This window comes from Arthrobacter sp. StoSoilB5 (assembly GCF_019977235.1).
Classification (GTDB): Bacteria; Actinomycetota; Actinomycetes; order Actinomycetales; family Micrococcaceae; genus Arthrobacter.
In genome coordinates this window covers 2,378,222-2,391,969 of sequence record NZ_AP024646.1, presented here as the reverse complement: position 1 = coordinate 2,391,969, position 13,748 = coordinate 2,378,222, and the positions used below count along the sequence as shown (strand labels likewise).

Here is a 13,748-nt window from a genome sequence, read left to right as displayed (position 1 = left end):
CCCTACCGAAGGAATTAGTTGATGAGCTCCTCAACCGACGCAGAACTCCTTTTGCTCGCCCGCGTTCCCAATGGGCTGCTGATCGACGGCGAGTGGCGTCCGGCCGCTTCCGGGAAGACGTTCGACGTCGAGGATCCGGCCACGGGCAAGGTGCTCCTCAGCATTGCCGACGCGGGCGCCGAAGACGGCAAGGCGGCGCTGGACGCCGCGGCCGCGGCACAGGAATCCTGGGCGAAGGTCCCGGCCCGTGAACGCGGTGAGATCCTCCGCCGTGCCTTCGAACTCGTCACCGAACGGGCCGAGGACTTCGCGCTGCTGATGACCATGGAAATGGGCAAGCCGCTGGCCGAAGCCCGCGGCGAAGTCACCTACGGCGCCGAATTCCTGCGCTGGTTCTCCGAGGAAGCCGTCCGCATCTCCGGCCGCTACTCCACGGCACCGGACGGCAAGAACCGTCTCCTGGTGACCAAGAAGCCGGTGGGCCCGTGCCTGCTGATCACGCCGTGGAACTTCCCGCTGGCCATGGCCACCCGCAAGATCGCCCCGGCCGTCGCAGCCGGCTGCACCATGGTGCTCAAGTCCGCCAACCTCACGCCGCTGACCTCGCAGCTGTTCGCCGCCGTGATGCAGGAGGCCGGCCTGCCCGCCGGAGTCCTGAACGTCATTCCCACGTCCACTGCAGGCGCCACCACCGGTCCGCTGATCAAGGACCAGCGCCTGCGGAAGCTCTCCTTCACCGGCTCCACCGAGGTCGGCCGCCGGCTGCTCGCCGATGCCTCCGAGACGGTGCTGCGGACCTCCATGGAACTCGGCGGCAACGCCCCGTTCGTGGTCTTCGAGGACGCCGACGTTGATGCTGCGGTTGCCGGTGCCATGCTGGCGAAGCTGCGGAACATGGGCGAGGCCTGCACCGCCGCGAACCGGTTCATCGTCCACGAATCCGTCGCCGACGAATTCGCCCAAAAGTTCGCCGCGAAAATGGCGGACATGACCACCGCCCGCGGCACCGAACCGGAATCCAAGGTCGGTCCCCTGATCGATGCCAAGAGCCGGGACAAGGTCCACGAACTCGTCACCGACGCCGTCGCCTCCGGCGCCAAAGCTGTCCTGGGCGGCGCCCCGGCCGAAGGCCCGGGCTACTTCTACCCGCCCACCATCCTCACCGGCGTCACCGAAGGCACCCGGATCCTCTCCGAGGAAATCTTCGGCCCCGTCGCACCGATCATCACCTTCACCACCGAAGACGAAGCCGTTCGCCTGGCCAACAACACCGAATACGGGCTGGTGGCGTACGTCTTCACCCGCGACCTGAACCGCGGCATCCGGATGGGCGAACGCCTCGAAACCGGCATGCTCGGCCTCAACACCGGCGTCATCTCCAACGCGGCCGCACCCTTCGGCGGCATCAAACAATCCGGACTCGGCCGCGAAGGCGGCCACGAAGGCATCGAGGAATACCTCTACACCCAATACATAGGTGTAGCTGACCCTTACGCCAGCTAGTTCAGCGGAAAAGCTGCACAAGCCGCCAGGGTCTCCCACGCTCGCAACGGGGAGGCTCTGGCTTTCTCTGTTCCTGGTAACAATCCGACGTCCGAATCACGACGTTGATTCTCTTCACGAGGCCCGTTCCGTGTTAAACGGGCGACGTTGAGTCGCGCTCGAATGAATCGTTCCATCTCCGCGTCGCCGGGTGGTCGTACCGCTTCGATCGCCGTATGGCGGATCCGCCTGTCAAGCCGTGTCGCCAGGTCCTTCCAGTTGTTCGAGTTCTATCCACCCTAGAGATCCCGCGTCCGCGCTTCTGTCAATCATGCCGCCCCACTCCCCCGCCTTCATGAACCACCAGAAGCAACTTCGCTGTTTGTCGTTCTGATTCCCATCATCGCTGGGCGGGTCCTCCGCGCAACCAGGGCGCTCCGCGCCGGTCACGATCCAAAGTTTCGTTCGGCGCTCCTGGCGTCGCTTATTTCCTCCCGAAACTTTGAACCGCTCCCGGTTCCCCAAGTTGCACTCCGGACCCTCAAACCCAGCGGTGACTCCATGAATCAGAACGACGCCAGAATCTGACAGACACATCCGGTGCCCGCCAGCCGCTGAAGGAGAAGGACCATGGAACCGCTCACCATCAAAACCCCAGCCGACGTCCTCAGTTTCGTAGGCCACACCCTCGGCTTCTGGCCACACGAAAGCCTCGTGTGCATCACCCTGGACAACAACCGCGTCGGCGCAACACTCAGGGTTGACCTCCCCAACCGCGAGGGCGGACTCCAATACGCACGCACAGTGGCCGACTACCTCGCCCACGACACCAGCGCCGCCAGCGTGCTCTTCGCCGTGTACACCTCCGAGCCCCAGAAACCCGGGCAGCCCAAACCGCACGCAGCAACCATCGCAGCACTGACCTGCGCGCTGGCCGAACGCGGAATGACCATCCGCGACGGGCTCCTCGTCGGAGACAACACCGTCTCCCCGTACGACGGCGATCCCCAGGACGGACTGACACTGCCGCTGAACACGACCCAGTCCAGCCAGATCAACGCCGAATTCGTCTACCGCGGCAGCACCATCGCACCGACAAACCACATCACCCTGCCGGCCTCCACCAAAGAAGCCCGCACCGCAGGCGCCGTCGATGACCGCGTGAAAGCAATCCACAGGATGAACCCGGGCGAGGCCCTCGAACAGGCCAGGACCCTCTGGGACGGCATGCTGGAGGCGATCTCCTACCCCAACGACAACCAGACCATCAGCCTGATTGCGAACTTCCAGGCCCCCGCGATCAGGGACAAGCTGATGGCCGATATCCCAGGAATCGACGAGCCCATGGACCGGGTCCTCCTGGCCCAAACACACGGCAGCCCCCAGTGGTCCCGCGTCGAATGGGCACAGCAACTGCTGCTCCACGCATACACCCACAGCAGCACCAAACACTCCGCCCCCATCCTCACCGCCATCGCCTTCGTCAACTGGTGGGAAGGCCGAGGCAGCAAAACCCACCAGTTCCTCCAACTCGCCCTCGAAGCAGACCCCACCTACCGCCTGGCCAGGCTCAGCGACCTCATGATCGGCTCCGGAATGGTCGCCGGCTGGAACATGGACAAAGACCGGGCCTTCCGGCCCTGGGGCCTCGAAGCCTCGTAGGCCCCCAGTGTCATAGGGATATGGACGACGACGGCGGGACGTTCCGGAGCCAGTTCTCCACCGCCGCGTCCCAGCCGTCCGGATCGGAATTCCACTCCTGCGTATGCTCAGCGGACGGGAAAGTGAGCAACGCTGCCAGCAGCGGGCGCCAAAGTCAGGCGGATCAACCATCGGGGCTGTCCGGAAGGAGAGTCCGGATCCCACACACCTCCGCTCTGTGGACGGATCGGACGCCACTGCCGCAGATACCCCCAAAGACGTCCCCGCTGAACCCGGAACGTCCAACGACACCGACGATCCAGGCCGCAAAGTCATGTCGCCTGCAACAGAGAACTGCATGAAGTGGTGAAGGCAGAACCATGAGGAAGGACCAAAATGCAGGTCGAAAAGCCGGATGTGGACAAGGTGTGGACATTGTCCACACCCCCTTTGGCGGGACAAATACGTGATGCGCTGCCCCTGCCTAGTTCGCAGAAAGCAGCTATCCGCGGCAGATCCTCGAAGAGCATCCGCCTTCGTCATGTCGTCACCACGACTCTGGGCCATGAATCAGTAACGGCCAACAACTGGCTACCGGAAACAGCAGGAAGGGACGGCAAATAACCCCACATCCCAGCAAGCAGAGGGCCCACAAGCCAGGGCCCTGATCCCGCCACCCACACACCGAATCGGCGACCGCGGCGCCAGGCACAGACCGCGGACAGTGTCATAGGGACCCTCCGAGGGACAATGTTCACACATTAAAGCAAAAACCCCTCTGACGAGGGGTTATGCGTGCCCGAGGTGGGACTCGAACGGGATTCCCGGCCGTGGTACTGCTGGGAAGTCGCGAAAACCTGCGGAATCCTGGGCAGTCCGGTGGTTGTACGGCCAGTACGAGGTGGAAAGTGTGGACATTGTCCACACTTCTTTTTTGCTCGAACGAACACGGACAAAGGGCCGCTTGACCCATCCCCGCGCACTCAAAGTCTGCGCCAGGAAATCGGCACTGCCGCCTCCACAGTTTTCCTGCTGGACGGTACCGCTTGGTCCGTGCAAAGTCTTCGGTCGGAGGAGGCCCCCACGTCCAAGGCATGACTCCCGCCTGTCGGTAAAACAACACAAAACGGGACGGAACTCAACCCGCCAGAACGATGAATAACTCGACACAGTATCTGCACCTCCTTCATCCATTACATGGCGGAGACGACACCGAGCATCATGACAAGACCTCACCGCCGGGCCGACGACAGAACGGTGGTTATCGGCGTTGCGAACGAGTCGCAACTGGATAAGAGAATCGTGCATTAGAGGTTGTTGGCTGGTGCTCGCGGAAGCCATCGCAGCAGCCGAATGGGCTCGACGCCGATTATTGGAAACCACAAGCGCTGGCCCCGCCAATAATGGGGGGCCAGCGCTACTGTGTTCGGTCCGTGCCCAAGGAAGAGCACCCGTGCAAGACGCCGAGTGGAATCGCGGTGCTCGTCGACGGGCCTTGGACGTCTTCTGGAATCGATGGAGGGCCCGAAATTCACTGAGGAACGTCTTGGTGATCAATGGCCGCTTGTGCTCACCGCAAGCTTGCGCCTGATGGCTAGCTCTTGGGCGTCCAAGACCTCGTTTCCTAGAGGTTTGATCCGCTTGTGGAATGGCAACAACGTCTCCCGATGTCGGGGCGCGAGCAGCCTCTGCGACAGTCAGATGGTGACATCAAGGCGCCTCATCAGCGTTGGCTGCAATTTTCTCTGCCCGTCCCGATCTCGTACCCGACGAGTCAATATTTTGCCCTATTTGATGCCGGTGGTGGCGATGCCCTTGATGAGGAACCGCTGGCCGAACAGGAACACCAGGAACACGGGGAACAGGGACACGATGGACATCGCGAACAGGGAGCCCCAGCTGGTTGCCGATTGTGAGTCAACAAAGGCGCGCAGCGCGACCGGGACGGTGAACATGTCCGGGTCGGTCAGGTAGATCAGGGCGCCGAAGAAGTCGTTCCACGTCCAGATGAACGTGAAGATGGTGGTGGTGGCCAGTGCCGGAACCATCAGGGGCAGGATGACCCGCAGGAAGATCCGGGGGTGCCCGGCGCCGTCGATGCGGGCCGCTTCATCGAGTTCCTTCGGGATGCCGCGGATGAACTGGACCATGAGGAACACAAAGAACGCATCCGTAGCCAGGAGCTTGGGAACAATGAGGGGCCAGAAGGTGTTCACCCAGCCGATCTGGGAGAACAGGATGTACTGGGGCACGATCACCACGTGGAAGGGCAGCATGATGGTCAGCAGCATGATGCCGAAGAACAGCTTCTTGCCGGTGAACTGCAGCCGGGCGAACGCATAGGCGGCCATGGAGCACGAGACCAGGTTGCCCACGATCGAGCCCAGGACCACGATCGCCGAGTTGATCATGTAGTGCCCGAACGGGTGGGTCAGGGCGGACCATCCGTCGGTGTAGTTGGTCATGTCCAGGCTGTTCAGCCAGAGGCCGGGTTCGCGGAAGATGAGGTCATTGGGCCGCAGGGAAGAAACCACCATCCACAGGAGCGGGTAGATCATGACAAGCCCCACCACGATCAGGATGGCGTGCTTGACCAGCCCCTTGATGCGGGCACTACGGCTGAAGGCCAGGTTTCCCGGCGATTCGCGGCGGCGCGGAGCCTTGCCCGGCTCGGTGGTTTTTGCTGCGGGAAGGCTCTGGAGTTTAGTCATCGTAGAACACCCAATACTTTGAAGCGATGAAGTTGATGGCGGTGAAGACGCCGATGATGACCAGCAGGACCCAGGCCATCGCTGAGGCGTAACCCATGTCGAACTGGCCGAAGCCCTTTTGATACAGGTACAGCGTGAAGAACATGGTGGAGTCGGACGGTCCGCCGTTGCCGCCGGAGACGATGAACGCCTGCGTGAACGACTGGAACGAACCAATGATCTGGAGCACCAGGTTGAAGAAGATGATGGGGCTCAGCAACGGGAGGGTGATCCGCCAGAACCGCTGGAGGGTGGTGGCGCCGTCAACTTCCGCGGCTTCGTAGTACATGTTGGGGATCTGGCGAAGGCCGGCCAGGAAGATGATCATCGGAGCGCCAAACGTCCACACATGCAGGAGGATGATCGAGCCAAGAGCTGTGCTGGGATCCGAAATCCAGCCGGGTCCTTCGATGCCCACCATGGCCAGGACCTGGTTAACCAGGCCCGTGGTGCCGAAGATTTGCTTCCAGAGGATGGCAACGGCGACGGAACCACCAAGGAGGGACGGCAAGTAGAAGATGGAGCGGTAGAACGGCAGGCCGCGAAGACCCTTGTCCAGGACCAGCGCGATCAGCAGGGCCACTGCCAACTGCAGGGGAACACCCACCAGTACATAGGTGAAGGTGACCCGCAATGAGTTGTGGAGGCGGGCGTCGCCGAACATGCGCACAAAGTTGTCCAGGCCAACCCATTCCGGCGGCTGCAGGAGGTTGTAGTCGGTGAACGACAGGTACAGGGACATCAACATGGGTCCCACGGTGATGACCACCAGGCCGATCAACCACGGCAGGAGGAAGACGTAAGCGGCCTTGTTGTCGCGGCCGTTCGCCTTCTTCTCCTCCTTGGTCATGGCGCCCTTGCGGCGGGTCATCGAAGAGAGTTCGCCAATAGCGCTCATTGCGTCCTCCCTGCGTGACCCCGGACGCCCTGCGGCGTTGCGGGGTGATGCTGTGCGGCCATGTGGTCTCCTTTGCTCATCGTGGCCTTCCACGATTTGGTGGTGGGGCTTCCCAATTTCGATTGGTAGCTCAGTGCTATTCGTTGGGTTTGGGCATATCGCTTTGTTGGGTCATGGTGAGCGTGAGTGGTCACAGCTTGAACACCCTCCGCGGGGATCCATCGACGACGTCGAGGATCAGCTCGTGTGCGCGGTCCTCGCTCACGCGGTGCTCGGCGACGAGGCGGGCCAGGAACGAGGCTTCGATCCTGCGGGAGGCGTCGTGGCGGGCGGGGATGGAGCAGAAAGCACGGGTGTCATCGATAAAGCCCGAGGACCTCGAGAAACCGGCAGTCTCCGTCACGGCCGAGCGGAAGCGCAGCATGGCGTCCGGAGCGTCGAGGAACCACCACGGCGCGCCCAGGTATACGGACGGGTAGAAGCCTGCCAGCGGCGCCAATTCGCGCGAGAAGGCGGTCTCGTCCAGGGTGAACAGGACCAAGTGGAAGTCCTTGGCCGTGCCGAAGTCCTGCAGCAGCGGGCGGATGGCTTCGGTGTAGTTGATGGCGAAGGGGATGTCGTGGCCGGTGTCCGCGCCGAACTGCTCGAACGTGGGGCCGTGGTGGTTGCGGTACGAGCCCGGGTGGATGGTCATGACCAGCCCGTCCTCCACGGACATCTGCGCCATCTGGTACATCATGTGTGCCTCGAACGCGTCCCGGTCCCCGGCTGTGGCCTTGCCGGCGCGGGCCTTCTCGAACAGGGCTTCGGCCTCGGCGTCGTCCAGTTTGAGCGTCGCCGGAGTGCGGACGCCATGATCCGCGGACACCGCGCCATGGTCCACAAAATAACGACGGCGGTTTTCCAGGGCCGCGATGTAGCCGGCGTAGCCTGTTGCGCCGTCGGCTGCGGTTTCGATCAGCCGTTCCACGTTTGACGCCCACGACGGGTGGGCGATGTTGAGGTAGGCGTCCGGACGGAACGTGGGCAGGACGCGGCCGTTGAAGCTGGGATCCTCGGTCAAGGCCTTGTGGCTTGCGAGGTTGTCCAGCGGATCATCGGTGGTGGCCGAGACCTCGATGTTGAAGTCCTTGAAGAGCTGCCGGGGGCGGAAATCCGGCTCAACGAGCTTGGCGGAAATCGCGTCGTAGCTGGCATCTGCGGACAGTTGGCCGAGGTCCGCGCCGAGCTTGAACACTTGCTCGAGCTGGGTGCGCAGCCAGTAACCGGAGGCGGTCCCTTCGAAGAGCGGCCAGGCTTCGACGAACCGGCGCCAGACTTCGCGGGAATCCTGGGAGCCGCTGGCATGGAGTTGGTCCATCGGGACACCGTCGGCGTGGATCAGGCGGGTGACGTAGTGGTCCGGGCTCACCAGCAGTGCGGCGGGATCCGGGAAGGTCGTGTTCTGCTCGATGACTGCGGCGTCAACGTGGCCGTGCGGGGAGATGATGGGCAGGTCCTGGACGCGTTCCAGCAAGGACCGCGCGATGCTGCGCGTCCCGGGATCAGCGGGCAGGAGCCGGTCAGGGTGTGCGGCAATGGACTGTGACATGGGTCAGCCTTCCTGGCCAGAGGTTAGTGCGGCGGCTTGGCTGGCGAGACGGGTGATTCGGTCCCAGTTTTTGGCCGCTACGGCTTCCGCCGGGGTAAGCCAAGAGCCTCCGACGCAGGAGACGTTTGGCAGCTTCAGGTAGTGGGGCGCCGTTCCAAGAGTGATCCCGCCGGTCGGGCAGAACTGAACGTGCGGAATGGGTGCGCTGATGGCTGCCAGGTAGTCGGGGCCTCCGGCCGGTCCAGCGGGGAAGAATTTCATGGTGTTCAGGCCTTGTTCCATGACAGTCATCACCTCTCCCACTGTTGCCACACCAGGGAGGAGCGGGACTTCCAAGGACAGCATGTTGGCGAGCAGGGCGGGGGTGATGCCAGGACTGACCAGGAACCGTGCGCCTGCGGTCACGGCCTCGTCGGCCTGCGCCGGTGTAAGGATGGTGCCGGCGCCCACGACGATGTCCGGCACTTCTTTGGCGATCAGCTTTAACGACGTCAGCGCGGAACCGGTCCGGAGCGTGAGCTCGATGATGTTGACACAGCCATTGGCCAGGGCCCGGGCAAGCGGGACAGCGTCCTGGGGATCGTCGATGGTAACCACCGGAATGACCGGCGAGATGGGTAGAACACTGGATGCGTCAGCCATGGTTGATCTCGTTTCCCAGGCTTCTCAGCCTGTCGTCAATGGTCTCGGCATCGTGCAGGATGCGGTACCAGTGCAGCAGCAGCGTCGATAGCCGTTCATTCCTTGCCAAGTCTTGGTCGAAAATGGGCCTGAAGCCCAGCAGCGCGGGAACCACCGTATCGGCGGTGCGGGTGGCGGGCAGGGCGCTTTGAAGCTGGGCGGCCAGCGGATCGTTCAAGTCCGTCGGCGCGGCGGTGGCCACACGGTACATCCACGCGGCAACAGCGAGGGTTGCCCAGCGCGGTTCCCTCCCGGCGTCGAAGGTGCCGCGGAGGGTGGGGAGCAGGCGTAGTCCGATCTTTTGGGAGCCGTCGCTACCTACTTTCGCGGTGGTGTGTCCTAGCGCTGGGTTGGCGAAGCGGCGCAGCACCTCCTCGCAGTACCGTTCGCCGTCCAGTCCTTCCGGCAGGGTGATCGCAGGCAGGGCCTCTGTGAGGATCATGCTCCGTGTGGCCTTGAAGAGAGCGGTTTCGGCGACGGCGTCGTTGATGGTTTCCTTCTCCACTGCGAGGCCGAGGTAGGCCAGCATGGAGTGGCTGGCATTGAGCAGACGCAGCTTGGCCGCCTCCCAAGCGGCAACCTCGGTGCTAAACAGGGCGCCGGAGTCCTCCCAAGGTGGGCGTCCTGATGCGAAGTTGTCTTCGATCACCCACTGCTTGAACGGTTCGGCAACCACTGCGGCTTCGTCCCGCAGGCCAAGTTCGCGTTCGACCGCGTCAAGGTCGCTTTCGGTGGTGGCCGGGACCATCCTGTCCACCATGGTGCTGGGGAAGGTGGCGTTTCCGTCCAGCCAGGCCAAAAGGGGAGCGCGTTCAGGATCTGGCAAGCCCGCCGCGAAGCCACGGACCAGCGTGGCCGTGAGTTCGCCATTGGCCGGGAGGTTATCGCAGGACAGGACAGTGATAGGGCCGGCTCCCGTGCGGGAGCGCTGCTGCAGGCCGCGGGCGATCTGGCCGATGGCGGTCAGCGGTGGTCTGCCGGCCAGGTCGGCTTGCACCTCGGGGTCTGCCAAGTCCAGGGAGCCGGTGCGGGGATCGAATCGGTAGCCCTTTTCGGTGATGGTGAGGGTGACGATGCGTGTGGTGGTTGCGGCGATCCGGTCCACAACGTCCTGCGGGTTGTCCCGGCCGGAGATGGTTTCCACGATACTCGATACGACGCGCAGCGGAGCGGCGCATTCTCCCTTTTCGACGACCGTGAAGAGACCATCCTGGGGCGCAAGCTGCCGGGCAACGGTGGCCGAACGCTGGGTGACGCCGACGATCCCCCACGAAAAGTCGCCGCCGGCGAGCATGGCGTCCTCGGTGTAGACAGCGGTTTGGGCGCGGGCGAAGGCGCCCAAACCCAGATGGACGATTCCGGGCTGCATCTTTCGGTGCTGCAGTACCGCAGTGTGACCGGCGCCTGCCAATGTTGAACGACTTAGGCGTGCGATGACACGGTCCTTTCCACGTAGCTGCCTGAGGCGTGCGCGCTGGTCTGTTCGAACGTGGGAATGAACCCAGTCCCACCCTTGCCGCCCACCACAAGGGAGGACGCGGCCGCACCATAACGTGCCGCCGTCGGGAAGTCATCTCCGAGGACCAGCCGGGCCGTGAGCGTGCCCACGAACGCGTCACCAGCGCCGGTCTGGTCAACGACTGCCGGAGCTGGAACCGACGGAACCCACGTCGACTCCCCCGCCGCTTCGAGCTGGGCGCCCTCGGCGCCGCAGGTGACAGCAACAAACTGCGCGCCCAGCGACCGCAGCTTGGCGGCCGCGTCTTGCGGGGATGAAGCGCCCAGGAGTGATCTGGTTTCGCCAGGATGGGACGGCGTCACAAGGAAAGCCTGGGGCGCGAGTTCGGTGAGCGCTGCCGCTGCGTTTTCCGCCGTGGTGAGCCGGGGGCGGTAGTTGGGGTCGAACACGAAGCGCTGCGCCAGAGAGGCAGCTTTGACAACGGCGGCGCGGGACGTCGTCGAAATGGCGCAGGCGATGCCGCCCGCCACCACGGCGCCCGCGGCCTCGAATACTGCCGGATCGATGTCCTCCGGGCTGAGCGTGGAGCCGACACTGCCGCCACGGGCGTAGGAGAACTCCCGCTCACCGTTGGGGTCAATGTGCACCAGGTAGACGCCCTGCTGGCCTTTGCGGAACGTCAGGAGGTCGGTGGAGATACCGAGCTCGGCAATCCGGGCAGCGATCATCTGCCCTAGATCGTCGTCGGTGAGGACGGACAGCAGGCCCACCCTGGCGCCGGCGGACGCCGCGGCGGCGGCGACATTGAGCGCGTCGCCGGAGATACCGAGCTGGGCAGGGACACCGTGGGCGAAGGGCATGTCGGTGGAGACTTCGACGAGAATCTCCCCCATCACCACCACGTCGAAGGTGTTGTGGGCTGTGTTCACCAGTCGTGTACCGATCCGTCGAGGCGTCGGTTGACGGGCAGGTATTTGGGGTCGAAGGGGAAGCGGGCGGCGGCTTCCTCGTCGAACTCCACGCCGATGCCGGGGGCGTCGCCGGGGTGCATGTAGCCGTCATTGAAGGAATGCGTGGTCTTGAAGACTTCACCGGCGGGATCCCGGTGGCCCATGTATTCCTGGATGCCGAAGTTGGGGATGCTCAGGTCTACGTGGAGCGCGGCGGCGAAGGAGACCGGCGACAGGTCTCCGGCGCCGTGCGAACCGGAGCGGACTCCGTACAGGTCAGCGAGAGAGAAAATCCGGCGCAGGTGGGAGATGCCGCCCGCATGCGACACGGACGTGCGGATGTAGTCGACCAGGCGTTCGGTGATGAGCTGCTGGCAGTCCCAGATGGAGTTGAACACCTCCCCCACCGCGACGGGCGTCGTCGTGTGCTGACGGATCAGCCGGAATGCGGACTGATCCTCGGCCGGTGTGGGGTCCTCCATCCAGAACGGCCGGAACGGCTCCAAGGCAGCGCCCAGACGTCCCGCCTCGATTGGCGTCAGGCGGTGATGGACGTCGTGCAGGACGTGAACGCCATAGCCGAACTGTTCCCGGACGTGAGCCATCATCGTCGGAGCGAAATCCAGATAGGCCGTGGTTTCCCACGTGTCTTCCTGCGGAACATTGCTGCTTGCGGGCTCATAAAGCTTCCCGTCAACGGGGGCGATGCCGTAGGTCTTGTCCAGCCCTGGTACGGCAGCCTGGACGCGGATGGCTTTATAACCCAGGTCCAGGTGGTGCTGGAAATCAGTGCTGAGGTCGTCCAGGGTAGTGCCGCTGGCGTGGCCGTAGACCATGACACCCTCGCGCGCGGCGCCGCCGAGGAGTTCGTAAACGGGCATGTTGGCGGCTTTGCCTTTGATGTCCCACAGGGCCACATCAATGGCGGCGATCGCGGTCATCGTCACCGGGCCGCGGCGCCAGTAGGCGCCCTTGTAAAAGTATTGCCAGGCGTCCTCGATGCGGCGGGCATCTCGGCCGATCAGCAGCGGGCAGAGATGATCTGACAGGTACGAGGCCACTGCCAGTTCACGGCCGTTGAGGGTGGCGTCTCCGATGCCGGTGATGCCGTCCTCGGTTTCAATAACGAGCGTGACGTAGTTTCGTCCTGGTGACGAAACCACAATCCGTGCGTCTGTGATTTTCACTGGGATCCTTCAGGAGTCTGCGGTGGTCAGGTAGAGCGCAGTAAGTGCCGTCGGGTCGTCACCGGCACTTACTTCGAGTTGGTGTTCTCTAAGCCGTCAGCCGAGGATCTTCCGCAGGTGCTTGAGCTGAACGATCCATTGGTGTTCCTGGCCGCCTTCGTGGTTGTTGAAGCGGTAGACCTCGATGTCTTTCGGGACGCCGGGGTTATCCGTCCCGTACGCGTTGTAGCTTGCGAAAACAGTTGAGGGTGGGCAGACGTCGTCCATGAGGGCTACCGAGTAGAGGGCGGGCGCCGCGGCCAGCCTTGCGAGGTTGACTCCGTCGAAGTAGTTCAGGACCGTCAGAATCGATTCGTACTCGTTCCGGTGCCTGCCGAGAAATGAGGCGACTTCCGGATACGGGCCTCTAGGCGTGATGTCGATTGCCCGTGGGAAGTCCTGCAGGAAGGGAACGTCGATGTGGGCCGCGACGATGCCGTCCAGCCTGCCCGCCGCCAGACCTGCAACAGCAACCGTGATGCCTCCGCCCTGGCTGGTTCCGGAGAGAATCACCCGGCCCGGGTCAATGGCCGGGTGGGACTGGGCTGCCTCAACGGCACGGAAGGCGTCAACGTAGACCCGGCGATAAAAGTATTCATCCGGACTGTGAATACCGCGCGTCATCAGTCCGGCATAGTTGTTCCCGCCTGCGGAAGGGTGCGGATCCGGGGTTTCCCCATATGCGCCACCGTAGCCCTGACCACGGGTGTCCATGATGAAGTGCGCGTAGCCTGCTTGGGCCCAGCGGGTGTTCTGGTTGACCAGTCCACGGCCTCCCCCGTAGCCCGCGTACTGGATAACCACCGGCAGTGGGTTGCGGGGGTCCGTTCCCGCTGGCAGGTGCAGCCATCCCTTGATCGGCGCGCCGCCGTAGCCAGCGAAGGACACATCGTAGGTGTCGATGACCGTGAGGTGGTTTTCCGCCCGTTCAAATCTCGCATTCAGGGGATGCTCACGGGCTTCGGCGATGGTGCGCTCCCAGAATTCGATGAAATCCGCTGGAGGCGCAACGGCAGATTCGTACTGCCTGAGCTGGTCGGGGTCTTTTTCGAACAAGGGCATCGGTTGAA

General features: G+C 63.5%; 10 protein-coding genes. 2 read left to right on the top strand and 8 right to left on the bottom strand.

Annotated features, from left to right (window positions below; translation table 11 throughout):
- The first annotated feature begins 21 nt into the window (after positions 1 to 21).
- Complete coding sequence (locus tag LDN75_RS10795) at positions 22 to 1,503, top strand: NAD-dependent succinate-semialdehyde dehydrogenase (RefSeq protein WP_223937271.1); 1,482 nt, start codon at positions 22 to 24, stop codon at positions 1,501 to 1,503.
- 609 nt (positions 1,504 to 2,112) lie between these two features.
- Positions 2,113 to 3,144, top strand: coding sequence for a DUF4192 domain-containing protein (locus LDN75_RS10790; protein WP_223937270.1), 1,032 nt, complete (start codon positions 2,113 to 2,115; stop codon positions 3,142 to 3,144).
- Between the two features lie 1,766 nt (positions 3,145 to 4,910).
- On the opposite strand, the gene LDN75_RS10785 is transcribed toward LDN75_RS10790, so the two are convergent.
- From LDN75_RS10785 to LDN75_RS10750, 8 genes are all read right to left on the bottom strand, one after another.
- On the bottom strand, positions 4,911 to 5,834 hold the full coding sequence (locus tag LDN75_RS10785) for a carbohydrate ABC transporter permease (RefSeq protein ID WP_223937269.1): 924 nt from the start codon (positions 5,832 to 5,834) through the stop codon (positions 4,911 to 4,913).
- Positions 5,827 to 6,771, bottom strand: coding sequence for a sugar ABC transporter permease (locus LDN75_RS10780; RefSeq protein ID WP_223937268.1), 945 nt, complete (start codon positions 6,769 to 6,771; stop codon positions 5,827 to 5,829). The genes LDN75_RS10785 and LDN75_RS10780 overlap by 8 nt, the downstream gene beginning before the upstream one ends.
- Before the next feature lie 190 nt (positions 6,772 to 6,961).
- Positions 6,962 to 8,362 (bottom strand): glucuronate isomerase, encoded by a 1,401-nt coding sequence (gene uxaC / locus LDN75_RS10775; RefSeq protein WP_223937267.1) that lies wholly within the window; start codon positions 8,360 to 8,362, stop codon positions 6,962 to 6,964.
- A 3-nt stretch (positions 8,363 to 8,365) separates the two neighbouring features.
- Positions 8,366 to 9,004, bottom strand: coding sequence for a bifunctional 4-hydroxy-2-oxoglutarate aldolase/2-dehydro-3-deoxy-phosphogluconate aldolase (eda, locus tag LDN75_RS10770; protein WP_223937266.1), 639 nt, complete (start codon positions 9,002 to 9,004; stop codon positions 8,366 to 8,368).
- Positions 8,997 to 10,412 carry a mannitol dehydrogenase family protein gene (locus LDN75_RS10765; protein ID WP_223937265.1) on the bottom strand — a complete coding sequence of 472 codons (1,416 nt, stop codon included), beginning with the start codon at positions 10,410 to 10,412 and terminating at the stop codon, positions 8,997 to 8,999. Before LDN75_RS10765 ends, eda begins: the two co-directional genes overlap by 8 nt.
- 53 nt (positions 10,413 to 10,465) lie before the next feature.
- Positions 10,466 to 11,431, bottom strand: a complete 966-nt coding sequence (locus LDN75_RS10760) for a sugar kinase (RefSeq protein WP_223937264.1) — start codon at positions 11,429 to 11,431, stop codon at positions 10,466 to 10,468.
- A complete protein-coding gene (manD, locus tag LDN75_RS10755) occupies positions 11,428 to 12,639 on the bottom strand; it encodes a D-mannonate dehydratase ManD (protein WP_223937263.1) in 1,212 nt (403 codons plus the stop codon). The genes LDN75_RS10760 and manD overlap by 4 nt, the downstream gene beginning before the upstream one ends.
- 96 nt (positions 12,640 to 12,735) lie before the next feature.
- Entirely contained in the window at positions 12,736 to 13,740 is a 1,005-nt protein-coding gene (locus LDN75_RS10750; RefSeq protein WP_223937262.1) for an acetylxylan esterase, read from the bottom strand.
- Positions 13,741 to 13,748: the final 8 nt, after the last annotated feature.

Coding starts and splice junctions, on each gene's coding strand:
- LDN75_RS10795 (WP_223937271.1), top strand. CDS start 22: ATGAGCTCCTCAACCGACGCAGAACTCCTTTTGCTCGCCCGCGTTCCC.
- LDN75_RS10790 (WP_223937270.1), top strand. CDS start 2,113: ATGGAACCGCTCACCATCAAAACCCCAGCCGACGTCCTCAGTTTCGTA.
- LDN75_RS10785 (WP_223937269.1), bottom strand. CDS start 5,834: ATGACTAAACTCCAGAGCCTTCCCGCAGCAAAAACCACCGAGCCGGGC.
- LDN75_RS10780 (WP_223937268.1), bottom strand. CDS start 6,771: ATGAGCGCTATTGGCGAACTCTCTTCGATGACCCGCCGCAAGGGCGCC.
- uxaC (WP_223937267.1), bottom strand. CDS start 8,362: ATGTCACAGTCCATTGCCGCACACCCTGACCGGCTCCTGCCCGCTGAT.
- eda (WP_223937266.1), bottom strand. CDS start 9,004: ATGGCTGACGCATCCAGTGTTCTACCCATCTCGCCGGTCATTCCGGTG.
- LDN75_RS10765 (WP_223937265.1), bottom strand. CDS start 10,412: ATGCAGCCCGGAATCGTCCATCTGGGTTTGGGCGCCTTCGCCCGCGCC.
- LDN75_RS10750 (WP_223937262.1), bottom strand. CDS start 13,740: ATGCCCTTGTTCGAAAAAGACCCCGACCAGCTCAGGCAGTACGAATCT.